18 protein-coding genes are annotated in these 18,249 nt (G+C 69.0%); 16 read left to right on the forward strand and 2 right to left on the reverse strand.

The features are described from left to right. The first annotated feature begins 14 nt into the window (after positions 1–14). The 6 genes from MME74_RS07275 to MME74_RS07300 all read left to right on the forward strand — a co-directional run bounded on the left by MME74_RS07275 (position 15) and on the right by MME74_RS07300 (position 8,108). Positions 15–1,319 carry a homoserine dehydrogenase gene (locus MME74_RS07275; RefSeq protein WP_267418094.1) on the forward strand — a complete coding sequence of 435 codons (1,305 nt, stop codon included), beginning with the start codon at positions 15–17 and terminating at the stop codon, positions 1,317–1,319. A 2-nt stretch (positions 1,320–1,321) separates the two neighbouring features. After that, complete coding sequence (gene thrB, locus MME74_RS07280; RefSeq protein WP_267418096.1) at positions 1,322–2,284, forward strand: homoserine kinase; 963 nt, start codon at positions 1,322–1,324, stop codon at positions 2,282–2,284. 164 nt (positions 2,285–2,448) lie between these two features. Further along, positions 2,449–4,467 (forward strand): transcription termination factor Rho, encoded by a 2,019-nt coding sequence (rho, locus tag MME74_RS07285; RefSeq protein WP_267418097.1) that lies wholly within the window; start codon positions 2,449–2,451, stop codon positions 4,465–4,467. Between the two features lie 11 nt (positions 4,468–4,478). Beyond that, the gene (gene prfA, locus MME74_RS07290; RefSeq protein ID WP_267418098.1) at positions 4,479–5,558 is read left to right on the forward strand and encodes a peptide chain release factor 1; all 1,080 of its coding nucleotides are present in this window, start codon (positions 4,479–4,481) and stop codon (positions 5,556–5,558) included. Between the two features lie 135 nt (positions 5,559–5,693). Then, positions 5,694–7,565: a DUF5979 domain-containing protein gene (locus tag MME74_RS07295; RefSeq protein ID WP_267418099.1), complete on the forward strand. Its 1,872-nt coding sequence runs from the start codon at positions 5,694–5,696 to the stop codon at positions 7,563–7,565. Positions 7,566–7,700: 135 nt separating this feature from the next. Then, a complete protein-coding gene (locus MME74_RS07300; RefSeq protein ID WP_267418100.1) occupies positions 7,701–8,108 on the forward strand; it encodes a phage holin family protein in 408 nt (135 codons plus the stop codon). A gap of 16 nt (positions 8,109–8,124) precedes the next feature. Here MME74_RS07300 and epsC read toward each other — a convergent pair whose 3' ends face one another. Beyond that, the gene (gene epsC, locus MME74_RS07305) at positions 8,125–8,694 is read right to left on the reverse strand and encodes a serine O-acetyltransferase EpsC (RefSeq protein ID WP_267418101.1); all 570 of its coding nucleotides are present in this window, start codon (positions 8,692–8,694) and stop codon (positions 8,125–8,127) included. 8 nt (positions 8,695–8,702) lie between these two features. Beyond that, the gene (gene cysK, locus MME74_RS07310) at positions 8,703–9,641 is read right to left on the reverse strand and encodes a cysteine synthase A (RefSeq protein ID WP_267418102.1); all 939 of its coding nucleotides are present in this window, start codon (positions 9,639–9,641) and stop codon (positions 8,703–8,705) included. A 100-nt stretch (positions 9,642–9,741) separates the two neighbouring features. Between cysK and prmC the strand changes: the two genes are divergently transcribed. The 10 genes from prmC to MME74_RS07360 all read left to right on the forward strand — a co-directional run bounded on the left by prmC (position 9,742) and on the right by MME74_RS07360 (position 18,248). After that, entirely contained in the window at positions 9,742–10,602 is an 861-nt protein-coding gene (prmC, locus tag MME74_RS07315; RefSeq protein WP_267418103.1) for a peptide chain release factor N(5)-glutamine methyltransferase, read from the forward strand. A 52-nt stretch (positions 10,603–10,654) separates the two neighbouring features. After that, positions 10,655–11,377, forward strand: coding sequence for an L-threonylcarbamoyladenylate synthase (locus MME74_RS07320; protein WP_267418104.1), 723 nt, complete (start codon positions 10,655–10,657; stop codon positions 11,375–11,377). Further along, positions 11,374–12,543, forward strand: a complete 1,170-nt coding sequence (locus MME74_RS07325) for an MraY family glycosyltransferase (protein ID WP_267418105.1) — start codon at positions 11,374–11,376, stop codon at positions 12,541–12,543. The genes MME74_RS07320 and MME74_RS07325 overlap by 4 nt, the downstream gene beginning before the upstream one ends. Further along, complete coding sequence (locus MME74_RS07330; RefSeq protein ID WP_267418106.1) at positions 12,543–13,061, forward strand: hypothetical protein; 519 nt, start codon at positions 12,543–12,545, stop codon at positions 13,059–13,061. Before MME74_RS07325 ends, MME74_RS07330 begins: the two co-directional genes overlap by 1 nt. 237 nt (positions 13,062–13,298) lie before the next feature. Continuing rightward, the gene (atpB, locus tag MME74_RS07335; RefSeq protein WP_324170129.1) at positions 13,299–13,991 is read left to right on the forward strand and encodes a F0F1 ATP synthase subunit A; all 693 of its coding nucleotides are present in this window, start codon (positions 13,299–13,301) and stop codon (positions 13,989–13,991) included. A 43-nt stretch (positions 13,992–14,034) separates the two neighbouring features. Beyond that, positions 14,035–14,271: an ATP synthase F0 subunit C gene (gene atpE / locus MME74_RS07340; RefSeq protein WP_017830994.1), complete on the forward strand. Its 237-nt coding sequence runs from the start codon at positions 14,035–14,037 to the stop codon at positions 14,269–14,271. A gap of 27 nt (positions 14,272–14,298) precedes the next feature. After that, the gene (locus MME74_RS07345) at positions 14,299–14,853 is read left to right on the forward strand and encodes a F0F1 ATP synthase subunit B (protein WP_267418110.1); all 555 of its coding nucleotides are present in this window, start codon (positions 14,299–14,301) and stop codon (positions 14,851–14,853) included. Further along, complete coding sequence (locus MME74_RS07350) at positions 14,853–15,644, forward strand: F0F1 ATP synthase subunit delta (protein WP_267418111.1); 792 nt, start codon at positions 14,853–14,855, stop codon at positions 15,642–15,644. The genes MME74_RS07345 and MME74_RS07350 overlap by 1 nt, the downstream gene beginning before the upstream one ends. A gap of 47 nt (positions 15,645–15,691) precedes the next feature. Next, the gene (atpA, locus tag MME74_RS07355; RefSeq protein ID WP_267418112.1) at positions 15,692–17,332 is read left to right on the forward strand and encodes a F0F1 ATP synthase subunit alpha; all 1,641 of its coding nucleotides are present in this window, start codon (positions 15,692–15,694) and stop codon (positions 17,330–17,332) included. Positions 17,333–17,351: 19 nt separating this feature from the next. After that, entirely contained in the window at positions 17,352–18,248 is an 897-nt protein-coding gene (locus tag MME74_RS07360; RefSeq protein ID WP_267418113.1) for a F0F1 ATP synthase subunit gamma, read from the forward strand. The last annotated feature ends 1 nt before the right edge of the window (position 18,249 follow it).

Here is an 18,249-nt window from a genome sequence, read left to right on the forward strand (position 1 = left end):
CCGAAGGAGCAACCATGACTGACTACCGACGACTTCGTGTGGCATTGCTGGGCGCCGGAGCGGTCGGCTCGCAGGTCGCGGCCCTCCTGCTGCGCCACGGCGACGAGCTGGCCGACCGAGCGGGCGCCGAGCTGGAACTCGCCGGCATCGCGGTGCGCGATGTGGATGCACCGCGCGATGTGGAGCTGCCCAAGGAGCTCTTCACCACCGATGCCGAGTCCCTGATCGTGGGCGCCGACATCGTGATCGAGCTCATCGGCGGCATCGAGCCGGCGCGCACGAGCATCCTCCAGGCGATCGGCTCCGGTGCCGACGTCGTCACCGCCAACAAGGCGCTGCTGGCGACCCACGGTCCCGAGCTGTTCGAGGCCGCCGACCGTGTGGGCGCCTCCGTGTACTACGAGGCCGCCGCCGCCGGGGCGATCCCGATCATCCGTCCGCTGCGCGACTCGCTCGCGGGCGACCGCGTCGTGCGCATCATGGGCATCGTGAACGGCACCACGAACTACATCCTCGACCGGATGGACACGGAGGGCGCCGACTTCGCCGACGTGCTGGCGGATGCCCAGCGTCTCGGGTATGCCGAGGCCGACCCGACCGCCGACGTCGAGGGCTACGACGCCGCGCAGAAGGCGGCCATCCTGGCCAGCCTCGCGTTCCACACCGCCGTGCCGCTCGAGGCCGTCTACCGTGAGGGCATCACCTCGATCACGGCCTCCATGATCGAGGAGGCCCGCGCCGCCGGCTTCGTCATCAAGCTGCTCGCCGTCTGCGAGCGCATCGAGGCGAACGGCGCCGAGTCGATCTCGGTGCGCGTGTACCCGGCCCTGGTGCCGAACTCGCACCCCCTCGCCTCCGTGCACGGCGCCAACAACGCGGTCTTCGTCGAGGCCGAGGCCGCCGGATCCCTCATGTTCTACGGCGCCGGAGCGGGTGGCGTGCAGACCGCGTCCGCCGTGCTCGGCGACGTCGTCTCCGCCGCCCGCCGTCACATCGCCGGCGGCGTCGGAGTGGGCGAGTCCACCCGTGCGAACCTGCCGGTCGTGCCGATCGGGCACGTCACCACCCGCTACCAGATCACCCTCGAGGTCTCCGACGCGCCGGGCGTGCTCGCCACGGTCGCCGGCATCCTCAGCGACGGCGGCGTCTCGGTCGCGACGGTCGTGCAGACCGTCGAGGGCGAGGACGAGCCGACCGCGCGCCTGATCATCGGCACCCACCGCGCGACCGAGCAGGCGCTCAGCGCGACGGTCGACTCTCTGGCCGACAGCGCCGTCGTGGCGAAGGTCGTGTCCGTGCTCCGGGTGGAAGGCGAGTGACGATGGCCGAAGCCCTCGCCTCCGTCGACGGGTACGCGTTCGAGGGACGCACCGTCGAGGTGCGGGTGCCCGCGACGAGCGCGAACCTCGGACCGGGCTTCGACACGCTGGGTCTGGCGCTCAGCGTCTACGACACGCTCCAGGTCACGGCGCTGCCCGCGGGCGAGCTCGAGATCGAGGTGACCGGTTCCGGTGCGGGTGAGATCCCGCGCGACGGGTCGAACCTCATCGTGCGCACGATCGACTACGTGTTCGCCGACGCCGGCCGTCCGGCTCCGGGCCTGCGCATCGTCGCCGAGAACGGGGTCCCGCACGGTCGCGGACTCGGGTCGTCCGGTGCCGCCGTCGCCGCCGGAGTGCTCGCGGCGAAGGGGCTGCTCGAGGGCGACGTGGAGATCGACGACGCCGCCCTGCTGCGTCTCGCCACCGAGCTGGAAGGGCATCCCGACAACGTCGCCCCCGCCCTCTTCGGCGGTCTGACGATCGCCTGGATGGGCGAACGCGGCCCCCAGCACAAGAAGCTCCTCGTGCACCGCGGCGTCTCGCCGCTCGTCCTGGTCCCGGCCTACACGATGTCCACCTCTCAGGCGCGGTCGCTGCAGCCACCGCAGGTGTCCACGGCGGATGCCGTCTTCAACCTCTCGCGTTCCGCCCTGCTGGTCGCCGCCCTGATGCAGAGCCCCGAGCTCCTGTTCGACGCGACGGCGGACCGCCTGCACCAGGACTACCGTGCCGAGGCCATGCCCGAGACGCAGCGCCTCGTCCAGGCGCTCCGCGCGGAGGGCTTCGCTGCCGTCGTCTCCGGTGCCGGGCCGAGCGTGCTCGTGCTCGCCGACGGGCCGGGCAGCCGTCAGGACGCGGTCGAGCTGGCCGATCGAGTCACCGACACCCCGTGGGAGGCGCTCCTGCTCGCAGTCGACGTCCGTGGTGGTACAGTGGGGACTCGAGCGGAGGGCTCCACGTAACTACGTGAATCTGGCCCCATTGCAACTCTTGCAAGACCCGCACGCAAACCCCTGAGGCACAAGTGCCGAGGCTGGCTGGCGCCGAGCGTCAGCCCGTGCGATCGTGCGCAGCACCCGTTGTGTGCGTTCAACGCTCATTCCCCATGACATATAAGGGAGTACTCGTGGAGAACCTCTCCGAGACCCAGAACGATCAGTCGGCTCCGGCCGTGGAAGCACCCGCGGCCACCGCGGAGTCGTCGACCGAGACAGCGCCGCGCAAGCGCGCACCGCGTCGCGCGAGCACCGCCACGGCGGCGGCGAAGGCCGAGAAGGCCGAGTCCGCGAAGGCAGAGAAGGCCGAGAAGGCACCGAAGGCGGAGGCCTCGTCCGAGGCTGCTGCCGGCGCCGAGACGGCCGAGGCGGCCCCGAAGGCGAAGGCCCCGCGTCGCAGCCGTGCGAAGAAGGCCGACGCCGAGGCTCCGGCCGCGGACGCCGCGCCCGCAGAGGCACCTGCCGCCGAAAGCGCGACCGAGGCGCCGGCCGAGGCCGCACCCAAGACGACCGGACGCGGACGTGGACGCGCCCAGAAGCCGGCCGCCGATGCCGAGGCTCCCGCGGCCAAGCCCGCGACGGACGCCGCAGCCGACGCCGCGCCCGCCGACAACGGCAACCCGCAGAACAACGGCAACCCGCAGAACAACGGCAACGCGCAGAACAACGGCAACGCGCAGAACAACGGCAACGCGCAGAACAACGGGTCGCAGAACAACGGCGCCCAGAACGACAACGCGCAGAACAACGGCAACGACGGCGCCGACTCCTCCGACGGTGGCGAGGAGCAGGGCGGACGCGGCCGCAACCGCAGTCGCAGCCGCAACCGCGGACGTGGCCAGAACGGCGCCGCGCAGGAGCAGCAGGCACAGCCCGCGGCCGAGGACGACCAGGCCGGTGGCAACAGCCGCAACCGTCAGCGCAACAAGCGCCGCAGCGGCGCCCCGACCGACGAGTTCGACACCGAGATCGGCGAGGACGACGTCCTGATCCCGATCGCCGGCATCCTCGACGTCCTCGACAACTACGCCTTCGTGCGCACGACCGGCTACCTCGCCGGCCCCAGCGACGTGTACGTGTCCCTCGGACAGGTGAAGAAGTACAACCTGCGCAAGGGCGACGCCGTCGTCGGCTCGATCAAGCAGCCCCGCGAGGGCGAGCAGCAGGGCCGCCAGAAGTACAACGCGCTGGTCAAGGTCGACTCGATCAACGGCCTGTCGGTCGACGACGCGGCCACCCGCGTGGAGTTCGGCAAGCTGACCCCGCTCTACCCGCAGGAGCGCCTGCGTCTGGAGACGGCTCCGGAGAAGCTCACGCAGCGGATCATCGACCTGGTCGCCCCGGTCGGCAAGGGCCAGCGCGGTCTCATCGTCGCGCCGCCGAAGGCCGGCAAGACCATCGTCCTGCAGCAGATCGCCAACGCGATCGCGCAGAACAACCCCGAGGTCCACCTCATGGTCGTGCTCGTCGACGAGCGCCCCGAAGAGGTCACCGACATGGAGCGCTCGGTCAAGGGCGAGGTCATCGCCTCGACGTTCGACCGTCCGGCCGAAGACCACACCACGGTCGCCGAGCTCGCCATCGAGCGCGCGAAGCGTCTGGTCGAGCTCGGCCGCGACGTCGTCGTGCTGCTCGACTCGATCACCCGCCTCGGCCGCGCGTACAACCTGGCGGCCCCGGCCTCCGGTCGCGTGCTCACCGGTGGTGTCGACGCCTCGGCGCTGTACCCGCCCAAGCGCTTCTTCGGCGCGGCGCGCAACATCGAGAACGGCGGATCCCTCACGATCCTCGCCACGGCGCTGGTCGAGACCGGCTCCAAGATGGACGAGGTCATCTTCGAGGAGTTCAAGGGCACCGGAAACAGCGAGCTTCGCCTGTCCCGCGCCCTCGCCGACAAGCGCATCTTCCCGGCGGTCGACGTGAACGCGTCCAGCACCCGCCGCGAAGAGATGCTGCTCTCGGCCGACGAGGTCAAGATCACGTGGAAGCTGCGTCGCGCCCTCGCCGGCCTCGACCAGCAGCAGGCCCTCGAGGTCGTGCTCGGCAAGCTCAAGGAGACCAACTCGAACGTCGAGTTCCTCGTGCAGATGCAGAAGTCGATCCCCACGCTGCCCTCGGGCGCGCACGGGCACGACAACAACATCCGCTGAGCGGCTGAGCCGTGTTCGAGTCCGTCCAGACTCTGATCGACGAGCATCGCCGGGTGCAGGAGGAGCTCTCCGACCCGGCGGTGCACGCCGATGCCGCCCGTGCGAAGCGCGTGAACCGTCGCTACGCCGAGCTGTCGCGGATCGTCGCGGCCTATGAGGCCTGGGTCGCCGCGACCGACGACCTGGAGACCGCCCGCGAGTTCGCCCGCGAGGACGAGTCGATCGCAGCCGAGATCCCGGCGATGGAGGAGGAGCTGCAGACCTCGCAGGAGCGTCTGCGGCGTCTGCTGATCCCTCGCGATCCCGATGACGCCCGTGACGTGATCATGGAGATCAAGGCGGGGGAGGGCGGTGCGGAGTCCGCGCTGTTCGCCGCCGATCTGCTGCGGATGTACATCCAGTACGCGGCGTCCAAGGGCTGGAAGACGGAGCTGCTCGAGCGCAACGAGTCCGACCTCGGCGGCTACAAGGACGTCCAGGTCGCGATCAAGGGCTCGTCCTCCGATCCCGCGCAGGGCGTCTGGGCCCACCTGAAGTACGAGGGCGGTGTGCACCGCGTACAGCGCGTCCCCGCGACCGAGTCGCAGGGACGCATCCACACCTCGACCACGGGTGTGCTGGTCTTCCCGGAAGTGGACGAGCCGGAAGAGATCCAGATCGACCAGAACGATCTGAAGATCGACGTGTTCCGCTCCTCCGGGCCCGGCGGGCAGTCCGTGAACACCACGGACTCCGCCGTGCGCATCACGCACGTCCCCACGGGGATCGTCGTCTCCATGCAGAACGAGAAGTCCCAGCTGCAGAACCGCGAGGCGGGCATGCGCGTGCTGCGCGCCCGTCTGCTCGCGCGGCAGCAGGAGGAGCTCGACGCCGCGGCCTCCGACGCCCGCCGATCGCAGATCCGCGGCATGGACCGCTCCGAGCGCATCCGCACGTACAACTTCCCGGAGAACCGGATCGCGGATCACCGCACCGGGTTCAAGGCGTACAACCTCGATCAGGTCATGGACGGCGCCCTCGACCCGCTGATCGAGAGCGCGATCACCGCCGACGAAGAGGCTCGTCTCGCCGCCGTCGGCGCCGATTCCTGACGCCCCGTTCCGCCCCAGCGGGCCCTGCCGGTATTCAGGCAGGGGCCGGGCATTCGTATACCCTGAAGAGGTCGCAGGTAACACGTTACTGTCGACACTCGTCGATCAGGGCCACGGCCCGGGGGGAACACCACCATGCCCAGAAGCAGAATCTCATCCTTCGTCGCGGCGGCGTTGGGGATCGGACTCGCCGTCATCGGCGTGCTCACCGCCGCTGCCGCGGCGACCGCCGCGACCGAGACCTATCCGGATGCCATCTCCCACGTGGAGCTGTCCTTCGTCGAGGGGGAGGGCGGTCCGACGCGGGTCGGGCAGTGGCTCGTCGTGACGGCCGATTGGGCGGTGCCCGACAGCGCGGTGGGCGGCGAGACCTTCGGCATGACCCTCCCGACCGAGCTCCGCCGCGTCGTCGATGCGGCGTTCGAGCTGAAGAACGCCGCCGGCGACGTGGTCGGGTCGTGCGTGATCAGCGACGATGACCTGCCCGTGCTCACGTGCACGCTGACCGATTTCGTCAACGACCGGGACGACGTCCACGGAAGCGTGTGGTTCAAGGCGGAGGCGGTCGAGGCGACCACCGCGTCGACGCTCGCATTCGAGGGCGGCGGCGCGCCGATCCTGGCCGACATCCCCGGCGAGGGCGGCATCGTCCAGCTGCCCGATCGTGCCGTCGTCTCGGCCGCCAAGGTCGGCTGGCAGTCGGCGCAGGACGGCCGTTGGGGCTGGATGATCAGCGTGCCGAGCGGCCTGGCGGAGGACGGCCGGTTCACGGTCGCCGACACCCTCGTGCCGGGCGGCCCCGATGCCGAGAGCCACAGCCTGGTGGGCTCCCTCGACGTCTCCTGGCGGCCGGTCGACGAAGACGGGAACCTCGCCGGTCCCGCCGTCGGCGTACCCGCCGCGGACATCGTCGAGAACACCTACGCCGCCGGACAGAAGTCGTTCTCGCTCATCGTCGGCAACGTTCCTGCCGACCAGAAGCGCGTCTACCAGATCCAGTACCTCACGGCCCCGGACGGCGCCTTCTTCCGCGGCGACACCTATCGGAACGATGCTCTGGTGCAGTCGACGAAGGCCAGCGGCAGCTTCACCTACACCGGGTTCGGCGGAGGCATCGGCGACGGCGACGCGTACACGCGGTTCTCGATCGCGAAGTCCGTCTCGGGCGACGCGGCGTCGTCGGTCCCGGCGGGCACCGTGTTCACCGTGGAGTACGAGGTGGCCGGCGAGACGCGCACCCTGCCGATCACCGTCGGCGAGGGGAATCGTGCGATGTCGGAGCGCTATCCGATCGGATCGACCTTCGTGATCTCGGAGATCGATATCCCCGCGATCGACGGAGTCGTGTGGGGGACCCACATGATCGCGGGTGCAGGGGTCGTGGACAACGGCGACGGCACGTATGCGATCACCCCGGGCAGCAGCGACCCGGTCGCACTGGTGCTCGAGAACGTCGCCGACCGTGCCGCCGTCCCGACGGGGAACCTGTCGGTCACCAAGCACGTCACCGGGGACGGGGCCGCCCTCCTGCCCGACGGCACCGCCTACACGGTGCACTACGAATACGGCGTGGATGGCGACACGGTGCGGGGCGACCTCTCGATCGCAGACGGCCGGACGACCACGCTTCCCGAGGACATCCCCGTCGGCACTGCCGTGACGCTCACGGAGGCCCGCCCCGCGGATGTCACGGTCGCCGACGGTGTCGTGCAGTACGGCCGCCCGACGTTCCGCGTCGCCGGTGCGGATGTCGGTCCGACCGCGACCGTCACCGTGACCGATGCGTCGCAGCCCGTGGCCGTCACGGTCGAGAACCCGACGGTCGTGCGCCCGCGGACGCCCCCGACGCCCCCGGCGAGCTCGACGCCTCCGGCGCACGCCCCCGCGAACGGTGACCTGGCTCAGACGGGTTCGTCGTTCCCGGCGGGCACGGCGGCCGTCGTCGGTCTCGCTCTGCTGCTGGCCGGTGCGTGGGGGGCCGCACGTCGCTCACGCGCGCGTCACTGACCCGCCCCCAGGACGGCGCCGGGCCATGCTCCTTCGGGGGTGTGACTCGGCGCCGTCGTCGTCCTCGGCGACGCGGATGTCCGTCGGAGCGTCGCTGTCCGCACGCGCGGGGCGTGGGGCGCTAGGCTCAGGCGCGTGATCACACTCCTGTTCCGCGGGTTGATGTACGTCGTGTCCGCCGGTCTCGGCCTCATCGCCGCCGACCTCCTCCTCGACGGGTTCCAGATCGAGTGGGACAAGTGGTGGGGCTTCGTCATCTGCATCCTGATCTTCGCGATCCTGCAGAGCGTGCTCGCGCCGTGGGTCGGAAAGCTCGCCGATCGCTACGCGCCGGTGCTGATGGGAGGCATCGGGATCTTCTCGACGCTCATCTCGCTCGTCGTGGTCGTGCTGCTCCCCATCGGTGGTCTGCGCATCACGGACCTGACCGGCTGGCTGCTCGGGTCGGTCATCGTGTGGCTGATCACCGCGGTCGGCAGTGTCGTGCTCCCGCTGATCTTCCTGCGCAAGAAGGTCGACGCCGCCAAGGGCCGTCGCCGCTAGTCCTGCGCGTCGCCGCTCAGATCGCGTAGTCGGGGGCGGTCAGGAGAGCCCGCGTGTCCTCACCGACGTGGCGCTGTCGAGGCTTGGCAGGAACGCCGACGAGGATGCTGTCCGCCGGCGCGTCGCGAGTGACCACCGCGTTCGCGCCGACCACGGAGCCTGCCCCGATGGTCACGGGACCGAGGATCTTCGCTCCGGCACCGACAGCGACACCGTCCCCGAGGGTGGGGTGCCGCTTGCCCGACGTCCGCGTGCGTCCGCCGAGGGTCACGCCGTGGTACAGCATCACGTCGTCACCCACCTCGCTCGTCTCGCCGATCACGACGCCCATGCCGTGGTCGATGAAGAAGCGGCGTCCGATCCTCGCGCCGGGATGGATCTCGATCCCGGTCAACCAGCGCGAGACCTGGGAGCCGGCGCGCGCGAGCAGCCGCAGCCGGCGCCGCCACAGCGCGTGCGAGACGCGGTGCGCCCAGATGGCGTGGAGTCCCGGATACAGCAGAGCCACCTCGACGGCGCTGCGCGCAGCCGGATCACGGAGGCGAGCCGCCGCGATGTCCTCGCGCATTCGCCCGATCATGCCCATCGACGGTCTCAGTCTTCGCGCAGGTCCTCGAACAGCGCGGTGGAGAGGTAGCGCTCACCGGTGTCCGGGATGACCACGACGATCGTCTTGCCGGCGTTCTCGGGCCGCGCGGCGACCTTCAGTGCTGCGGCGACGGCCGCTCCGGAGGACATGCCGACCAGCAGTCCCTCCTTCGCTGCGAGGTCGCGCGCGACGCGCAGCGACTCCTCGAACTCGGCCGTCAGGATCTCGTCGAGCACCTCGCGGTCGAGCACGTCGGGGACGAAGTTCGGGCCGATGCCCTGGATCTTGTGCGGGCCGGGGTGTCCCTCGGTGAGCACGGGGGAGTCCTTGGGCTCCACGGCGATGACCTGCACGCTGGGCTTCGCTGCCTTCAGTGCCTGGCCGGTGCCGGTCACGGTGCCGCCGGTGCCGACGCCCGCGACGAGGATGTCGACTGCGCCGTCGGTGTCGCGGAGGATCTCCTGTGCCGTGGTCTCGCGGTGGATCTGCGGGTTCGCGGCGTTCTCGAACTGGCGGATCCAGATGGCGCCGGGGGTCTCGGCGACGATGCGCTTGGTCTCCTCGATCGCGCCGCTCATGCCCTTGGTGGGGTCGGTGAGCACGATCTCCGCGCCGAAGGCCTTCAGCAGGACGCGGCGCTCCTTGGACATCGAGGCGGGCATCGTCAGGATGACCCGGTAGCCGCGCGCAGCGCCGACCATCGCCAGGGCGATCCCGGTGTTGCCGCTGGTCGATTCCACGATCGTGCCGCCGGGGGTCAGCTCGCCCGATGCCTCGGCCGCGTTGATCATGGCGATGCCGATGCGGTCCTTCACGCTGGAGGCCGGGTTGTAGTACTCGAGCTTCGCGAGGACGGTGGCTCCCAGGCCCTCGGTCACGCGGTTCAGACGCACGAGCGGGGTGTTGCCGAACGCGGTCGTGATGTCGGAGTGGATTCCGGGCATGAGGAGCCTTCCTGTGCGGGGGTCGCTGCCGGTCCAGCCTACGTGAGGGGGCCTTCGCGGTCGGCTTTGTGACGGCCGTCAGCACTCTACGCTGGAACCCATGCCCGACACCTCCCTCGCCGCGATCGTGCGCGCCGCCGCCCAGCGCCTGGCCGACGCCGGCGTCCCGGATCCTCTGGTCGACGCCGAGCTCCTCGCCGGTCATGCGCTCGATCTTCGCCGCGGCGAGGTGCAGGCCGCGATCATCCGCGGCGACGGGGTCGACGATGACGCGGTGGAGGCGCTGGACGCCCTGGTCGCGCGACGGGCGACTCGTGAGCCCCTGCAGCACATCACCGGGACCGCGCCGTTCCGTCATCTCGAACTGGCGGTCGGACCGGGCGTCTTCGTCCCGCGACCGGAGACTGAGACCGTCGTGCAGTATGCGATCGATGCGCTGCTGAACGCGGCCGACCCGGCCCCGATCGGCATCGATCTCGGCACCGGCAGCGGGGCGATCGCCCTCGCGATGGCCACCGAGGTCCCGCATGCCCGCATCTTCGCCGCCGAGCTCTCGGAGGACGCGCACGCCTGGGCGAGCCGGAACGTCGCCGGCGTCGAGAACCTCACGCTCGTCCTGTCCGATCTGGGGCAGGCGTTCCTCGAGCTGGACGGCACGGCGTCCGTCGTCATCTCGAACCCGCCGTACGTCCCCGACGCCGCGATCCCCCGCGATCCCGAGGTCCGGCTCTTCGACCCCGCGCTGGCGCTCTACGGCGGAGAGGACGGCCTCGACATCGTGCGCGTGCTCAGCTCGCGGGCGCGGGATCTGCTGCGCCCGGGCGGTCTCCTCGTGATCGAGCACGGCGAGCTGCAGGGCGAGGCGATCCGCGAGATCCTCACCGCCGACGGGTGGCGGGCGCCGGCGACGCATCGCGATCTCACGCTGCGCGACCGCGCCACGACCGCGCTCAGGCCCTGATCAGGCGTCTCCGAGCATCTGCAACACCCGCGCCGCATAGAATCGAACCGTCATGTCAACCATCTTCGACTGCCGCGACGAGTCGCAGCTGCTCGCCGGCATGCGCAATGCGCGCCAGGCGATCGGCCGTGGCGACCTCATCGTCATGCCCACAGACACCGTGTACGGCGTCGCCGCCGACGCCTTCTCCCCGGCCGCGGTCCAGCGACTGCTCGACGCCAAGGGGCGAGGCCGCGACCAGCCGCCGCCCGTGCTGATCGGCACGAAGGAGACGCTCGCCGCTCTGGCCGAGTCCGTCCCCGAGCCCGTGGAGCGCCTGGTCGAGGCGTTCTGGCCCGGTGGGCTCACCATCGTCCTGCCCGCCCAGCCGTCGCTGGTGTGGGACCTGGGGGAGACCCTCGGCACCGTGGCCGTCCGGATGCCGGAGGGGCGCGTGGCCCTGGAGCTGCTGGCCGAGACCGGCCCGCTCGCGGTCTCCAGCGCGAACCTCACGGGTCAGCCCGCGGCCATCTCGGCGTACGACGCCGAGAAGATGCTGGGCGACAGCGTCGCGGTCTACCTCGCCGACGGGCTGAGCAAGGACGGCATCGCCTCCACCATCGTCGACGCGACCTCGCTCGTCCGCCCCGACGCCGAACCCGCGACCGTGCGCATCCTCCGTGACGGCGCCGTGACGCGCGAGCAGCTGCAGGAGGTGCTCGGCGATCTGCTCGAGCCCGAGGAGCAGCCCGAGGACCACGCGCATGCGGAGGAGCAGCAGGACGCGGATTCGTGAAGCAGTATCTCGCCACGATCCTCATCACAGCCGCGATCACCTTCGCGCTGACCTGGGTGGTGTGGCGGCTGAGTCTCCGCTTCAAGCTGTACCCGGGCATCCGCGAGCGGGACGTGCACACCACGCCCACCCCGCGCCTCGGCGGAGTGGCGATCTTCCTCGGCATCGCCGCGGCCTTCGGGTTCTCGGCGATCAACCCGTTTTTCCACAGCATCTGGATCCCGCCGCAGACCATGTGGTCGATCCTGGGCGCGGCGCTGCTGATCGCGATCATCGGCGTGGTAGACGACCTGTGGGACATCGACTGGATGATCAAGCTCGGTGCGCAGTTCCTGGCGGCCGGCCTCATCACGGTGGGCGGCGGCCTGCAGATCCTGTCGCTGCCGTTCGGCGATCTGATCGTGGTCTCCAGCTGGCTGAGCATCACGATCACGATGTTCGCGATCGTGATCGTCATGAACGCCGTGAACTTCATCGACGGGCTCGACGGCCTCGTCGCGGGCGTGTGCCTCATCTCGAACGGCGTGTTCTTTGCCTACTCCTACATCTTCACGCGTGACTCCGGCGCCTCCAGCTACTTCAACCTGTCCACGTTCATCGCCGCCGTGCTGATCGGCGCGTGTCTCGGATTCCTGCCGTTGAACTGGAGCCCGGCGAAGCTGTTCATGGGCGACTCCGGCGCCCTGGTGATCGGCCTGCTGATGGCGACGTCGGCGATCGCGATCACGGGGCAGATGGACCCCTCGGCCCTCGACCCCGAGCGCGTCGGCCGCTCCCAGCTGGTCGGTGCGTTCCTGCCCATCCTGCTGCCGCTGCTCGTGGTCCTGCTGCCCCTGCTCGACTTCGGCCTCGCCGTGCTGCGGCGCATGAGCGCGGGCCGCTCGCCGTTCTCGCCCGATCGCAAGCACCTGCATCACCGGATGCTCGACCTGGGCCACCGGGACCGCGACGCGGTCCTCATCTTCTACGCCTGGACGGCCGTGATCTCGCTCGCCGTCCTGCTGATGTACGTCGGAGCGCGGGAGGACTGGCCCGGCCAGTACCTGCCGGGCGTCGGCTTCGGCATCGTGGGCATCGCCGCCTGCCTCGTCGTCACCCTGAGCCCCACCCGCCGCAGGAAGAGCGCAGCGGCCGCCGCAACCGACCCGACACCCGTGGAGTCCTGATGAGCCCGAGCCCCGTTTCCAGCACGCCGATCCTGCGTCGCACCCTCATCTGGTCGGCGGTGGCGACAGCCGTGCTGGCCGTCGTCGCCGGCGGCATCGGCTACCTCGTCGCGCAGGGGGAGGGGCTCGTCAGCGGCCTCCTCGGCGTCCTCCTGGCCGCCGTCTTCCTGGCGATCACCGGCATCAGCATCCTCATCGCGAACCGCTGGTACGGCGATCCGATCTACGTGCAGCTCTTCTTCGCGATCGTGCTCGGGGGCTGGCTCCTCAAGCTCGGCCTCTTCGTCGTGGCGATGATCCTGCTCGCGGGACAGCCGTGGCTGCACCCCATGGTGTTCTTCCTCTCGATCGTCGCCGGAGTGCTGATGTCGCTCGCGATCGACGTGATCGTGCTGACCCGCATGCGCCTGCCGAACGTCAGCGATGCGACCCTGCCGACCGAGGTGCCGGAGGATCGCGCCCCGGGAGCGGCGAACAAGGTCGATGACGAGCCCCTCGAGGAGGGTCCGCGGTCTTAGGGGACCCTCAGATTCTGATACTGTTGAGACGTGCCCGCCGCTCGCCCGCGAGCGCTTGCGCTGTGTAGCACACCGACCATCGTCGCCCCGGTTTAGACCGGTGCCCCGAAGCTGGAGCCCGCGCTGTTCAATCTTGCTGCGACCCTGACCCCTCGACTCGCCTCTGATGGCGAGTTCCACGGCCCTTCGATCGACGATTTCTTCCCTGAGATCCTCTTCCACGTCGGACCCATCCCTGTGAACCGGATCCATCTGGTGCAGCTCCTCGCGGTCATCGCCGTGGTGCTGTTCCTGTGGCTCGGCACCCGCCGCATGAAGGTGGTGCCCGGACGCTTCCAGAGCCTGACGGAGATGGGGCTCGGCTTCGTCCGGACCAACGTCGCCCACGACATGCTCGGGCGCAAGGACGGCGACCGCTTCCTCCCGATCCTCACCACGATCTTCTTCATGGTGCTGTTCATGAACATCACGGGAATCATCCCGTTCCTGAACATGCCGGGAACGGCGATCATCGCGGTGCCGCTCACGCTCGCCATCGTCAGCTACGTGACGTTCATCTACGCGGGCATCAAGCGCCACGGCTTCCGATTCTTCAAGAACTCGCTGTTCCCGCAGGGCGTCCCCGCGGCAGCGATGCCGATCGTGGCGATCATCGAGCTCATCTCGACGTTCATCCTGCGCCCCGTCACGCTGACGCTGCGTCTTCTCATGAACCTCGTCGTGGGGCACATGATCCTGGTCCTCGCGTTCTCCGCGACCCAGTTCTTCTTCTTCACCGCAGGCGGCGGCTGGGCCGCGCTCGGTGTCGGAACCCTCGCCTTCGGCGGCGCCTTCACTCTCTTCGAGATTCTGGTCGCCGTTCTCCAGGCATACGTCTTCACCGTCCTCACCGCGGTCTACATCCAGCTCGCGGTCGCAGAAGAGCACTGAGCGGGCAGGCATCAGCCTTCCCACCCAACGAAAGGAAAAACCCGTGGACGCTACTACGGTTCTCGCTGAAATCAACGGTCACCTCGGAGCGGTCGGCTACGGCCTCGCCGCCATCGGCCCGGCCATCGGCGTCGGCATCGTCGTCGGCAAGACCATCGAGGGTGTCGCTCGTCAGCCCGAGCTGGCCGGCCGTCTCCAGGTCCTCATGTGGATCGGTATCGCCTTCACCGAGGCGCTTGCATTCGTCGGCATCGCCGTCGCATTCATTCCCTTCCCGTAATCCTCACCGACTTCTGAAGGAGACAGGATGCTGAACGCTCTTGTCACGAACCTCGCAGCAGAGGGTGAGCCGAACAACCCGCTCATCCCTGCGTGGTACGACATCATCTGGTCGGGCCTCTGGTTCATCGTCATCCTCATCGTGGTCTGGAAGGTCGCCCTTCCGAAGCTGACGAAGATGCTCGATGAGCGCTCCGCCGCGATCGAGGGCAACATCGCCAAGGCCGACGAGGCGCAGAAGCAGGCGGAGGCGGCACTCGAGGAGTACACGCGTCAGCTCGCTGAGGCGCGTACCGAGGCCGGCGAGATCCGCGAGGCCGCCCGTGAGGACGGCAAGAAGATCGTCGCCGAGGCGAAGGATGCCGCGACCTCCGAGGCCGCACGCATCACCGCCACCGCGCACACGCAGATCGAGGCCGAGCGTCAGACCGCTCTCGTCTCGCTGCGCAGCGAGGTCGGAACGCTCGCCATCGACCTCGCCGGTGGCGTGGTCGGCGAGACGCTGTCCGACGACGCACGTGCGACGGCTGTCGTCGATCGCTTCCTCGCCGAGCTCGAGGCATCCGAGAAGGCGGCTCAGTAATGGGCAGCGCGACCACTCAGGCACTCGCGGCATCCATCAAGACGCTTGCCGCAGCGAAGGACGTCTCTCTCGACACCGCACGGGAGCTGCTGGCTGCCGCGCGTGCTGTGAGCGAGTCGTCCCAGCTGAGCGGCGCGCTTGCTGACCCTTCCGCTCCCGCCGCGGCACGACAGAACGTCGTCGCCGCGGTGTTCGGCGGGTTCTCCGCAGGCAGTCAGGGCGTTCTGAAGACCGCCGTGGCTGAGCGCTGGTCGAACGCGGGTGAACTCGTCGACGGTATCGAGGAGCTCGCGATCCGCGCTGCCGCGATCGCCGAGCCGGATGCGGACATCGAAGGGGAGCTGTTCGGCTTCTCCCGGGTGATCGCGGCCAACCCCGAGCTCGAGCTCGCGCTCGGCAGCCACATCGGGGGAGAAGACGCCAAGAGCACGCTCATCGAGCGTCTCCTGGCCGAAGGCTCCACGAGCGCCGCCACGACGCTGATCATCTCGTCGCTCGTGCGTCAGCCGCGCGGACGCCGCGTGCGTCGGCTGCTGAACCGGGCGATGGACATCGTCTCGAGCCAGCGCGGTCGCGTGGTCGCCACGGTTCACACCGCGGCTGCCCTCACCGACGCGCAGAGCGCCCGTCTCAGCGACTCGCTCTCGCGTCGCTACGACGGTCAGGTGTCGCTCAACGTCGTCATCGACCCCGCCGTGGTCGGAGGTCTGCGCGTGCAGATCGCCGATGACGTCATCGACGGCAGCATCTCCGCACGACTCGCCGACCTTCGCCAGAAGCTCGCGGGCTAACACGACTTCGCGCGGGGAACCGCGCACCCAGATACAAAGGGAAGACAATGGCAGAACTATCGATCAGCCCCGACGTCATCCGTGACGCGCTGAAGGACTTCGCCGCAGCATACGAGCCCTCCGGGGCCGGGGCGACCGAGGTCGGCACGGTCATCGACGCCGCCGACGGCATCGCTCACGTCGAGGGACTGCCCGGCGTCATGGCGAACGAGCTCGTGATCTTCGCGGACGGCACCAAGGGTCTCGCGCAGAGCCTGAACGAGCACGAGATCGGTGTCGTCGTCCTCGGCGAGTTCACCGGTGTCGAGGCCGGCCAGGAAGTCACCCGTACCGGTGAGGTCCTCTCGGTCCCCGTCGGCGACGGCTACCTCGGCCGCGTGGTCGACCCGCTCGGCAACCCGATCGACGGCCTCGGCGCGATCGAGACCGAGGCTGTCCGTGCCCTCGAGCTCCAGGCGCCCGGCGTCATGCAGCGCAAGTCGGTGCACGAGCCGATGCAGACCGGCATCAAGGCCATCGACGCGATGATCCCCGTCGGCCGTGGTCAGCGTCAGCTGATCATCGGTGACCGCCAGACCGGCAAGACGGCCATCGCGATCGACACGATCATCAACCAGAAGGCCAACTGGGAGTCGGGCGACGTCAACAAGCAGGTCCGCTGCATCTACGTCGCCATCGGCCAGAAGGGCTCGACCATCGCTTCGGTGAAGGGCGCGCTCGAAGAGGCCGGCGCCCTGGAGTACACCACGATCGTGGCCGCTCCGGCATCCGACCCCGCCGGCTTCAAGTACCTGGCTCCCTACACCGGTTCGGCCATCGGCCAGCACTGGATGTACGGCGGCAAGCACGTCCTCATCATCTTCGACGACCTATCGAAGCAGGCCGAGGCCTACCGTGCCGTCTCCCTCCTGCTGCGCCGCCCGCCGGGCCGCGAGGCTTACCCGGGTGACGTGTTCTACCTGCACTCGCGTCTGCTCGAGCGTTGCGCGAAGCTGTCCGACGAGCTCGGTGCCGGTTCCATGACGGGTCTTCCCATCATCGAGACCAAGGCGAACGACGTCTCGGCGTACATCCCGACCAACGTGATCTCGATCACCGACGGCCAGATCTTCCTCCAGTCCGACCTCTTCAACGCCAACCAGCGTCCGGCGGTCGACGTGGGTATCTCGGTCTCGCGAGTCGGTGGTGACGCGCAGGTCAAGTCGATCAAGAAGGTCTCCGGAACGTTGAAGCTGGAGCTGGCGCAGTACCGCTCGCTCGAGGCCTTCGCGATGTTCGCGTCCGACCTCGACGCGGCCTCGCGTCGTCAGCTCTCCCGCGGTGCGCGCCTGACCGAGCTGCTCAAGCAGCCTCAGTACTCGCCGTACCCCGTCGAGGAGCAGGTCGTCTCGATCTGGGCCGGTACCAACGGCAAGCTCGACACGATCGAGGTGGAGGACGTCCTCCGCTTCGAGCGCGAGCTCCTGGACTACCTGCGTCGCAACACCACGGTTCTCGACACGCTGCGCGACACCAACGTCCTCGATGACGCCACGGTCGCCGAGCTCGAGAAGCAGACGGATGCCTTCATCCTGGAGTTCCAGGGCGGCAAGGGTCACGCCATCGGCGCCCCGGGCCACGAGGAGCACGCTGCAGCCGAGGCTGAGGACGTCAACCAGGAGAAGATCGTCAAGGGTCGTCGCGCGTAACCGCGTGAGGTACTGACATATGGGCGCTCAACTCAGGGTCTACAAGCAGAAGATCTCTTCTGCTCAGACGACCAAGAAGATCACGAAGGCGATGGAACTCATCGCGGCTTCGCGCATCCAGAAGGCGATGGCACGCGTCAAGGCGTCTACTCCCTTCGCGCGTGCCGTGACGAGGGCCGTGTCGGCCGTCGCGACGCACTCGAACGTGGACCACCCGCTGACCCGCGAGTCCGAGAACATCACCCGCTCCGCGGTCGTGATCTTCTCCTCGGACCGCGGTCTCGCCGGAGCCTTCAACTCGCAGATCCTCCGTGAGGGTCTCGAGGTGGCGGAGCTCCTGCGGGAGCAGGGCAAGGAGCCGGTCTTCTACCTCATCGGTCGCAAGGCCGTCGGATACTTCCAGTTCCGACGCCTCGCTTCCGCTGCGGAGTGGACCGGCGACACCGACACCCCGTCGTTCCACACCGCGGAGGAGATCTCGGCCACGCTGCTCGAGGCCTTCTCCCGTGGTGGGCAGGACGGCGGCGTCGACGAGATCCACCTCGTGTACAACCGTTTCGTCAGCATGATGACGCAGTCGCCGGAATCCGTGCGCCTGCTCCCGCTGGAGATCACGGAAGCCGATGAGTCGGAAGCCGGTAGCACCGTCTACCCGCTGTACGAGTTCGAGCCGGATGCCGAGACCGTTCTCGACGCCATCCTGCCGGTGTACATCCAGAGCCGCGTCTTCAACGCTCTCCTGCAGTCGTCTGCTGCCAAGCAGGCCGCGACGCAGAAGGCGATGAAGTCGGCCAGCGACAACGCCGACAAGCTCATCACCGACTACACCCGTCTGCGCAACAACGCGCGTCAGGCGGAGATCACGCAGCAGATCGCCGAGATCGTCGGCGGCGCCGACGCCCTCTCGAGCAAATAGA

Origin of the sequence: Microbacterium oxydans, from assembly GCF_026559675.1 — a bacterium.
GTDB lineage: Bacteria > Actinomycetota > Actinomycetes > Actinomycetales > Microbacteriaceae > Microbacterium > Microbacterium oxydans_D.

What these genes read in the sequence shown, in the direction of transcription:
- MME74_RS07295 (WP_267418099.1), top strand. Translation starts at nt 5,694, where the DNA reads ATGCCCAGAAGCAGAATCTCATCCTTCGTCGCGGCGGCGTTGGGGATC.
- MME74_RS07345 (WP_267418110.1), top strand. Translation starts at nt 14,299, where the DNA reads ATGCTGAACGCTCTTGTCACGAACCTCGCAGCAGAGGGTGAGCCGAAC.
- epsC (WP_267418101.1), bottom strand. Translation starts at nt 8,694, where the DNA reads ATGGGCATGATCGGGCGAATGCGCGAGGACATCGCGGCGGCTCGCCTC.
- MME74_RS07360 (WP_267418113.1), top strand. Translation starts at nt 17,352, where the DNA reads ATGGGCGCTCAACTCAGGGTCTACAAGCAGAAGATCTCTTCTGCTCAG.
- prmC (WP_267418103.1), top strand. Translation starts at nt 9,742, where the DNA reads ATGCCCGACACCTCCCTCGCCGCGATCGTGCGCGCCGCCGCCCAGCGC.
- thrB (WP_267418096.1), top strand. Translation starts at nt 1,322, where the DNA reads ATGGCCGAAGCCCTCGCCTCCGTCGACGGGTACGCGTTCGAGGGACGC.
- MME74_RS07350 (WP_267418111.1), top strand. Translation starts at nt 14,853, where the DNA reads ATGGGCAGCGCGACCACTCAGGCACTCGCGGCATCCATCAAGACGCTT.
- atpA (WP_267418112.1), top strand. Translation starts at nt 15,692, where the DNA reads ATGGCAGAACTATCGATCAGCCCCGACGTCATCCGTGACGCGCTGAAG.
- MME74_RS07330 (WP_267418106.1), top strand. Translation starts at nt 12,543, where the DNA reads ATGAGCCCGAGCCCCGTTTCCAGCACGCCGATCCTGCGTCGCACCCTC.
- MME74_RS07275 (WP_267418094.1), top strand. Translation starts at nt 15, where the DNA reads ATGACTGACTACCGACGACTTCGTGTGGCATTGCTGGGCGCCGGAGCG.
- MME74_RS07320 (WP_267418104.1), top strand. Translation starts at nt 10,655, where the DNA reads ATGTCAACCATCTTCGACTGCCGCGACGAGTCGCAGCTGCTCGCCGGC.
- cysK (WP_267418102.1), bottom strand. Translation starts at nt 9,641, where the DNA reads ATGCCCGGAATCCACTCCGACATCACGACCGCGTTCGGCAACACCCCG.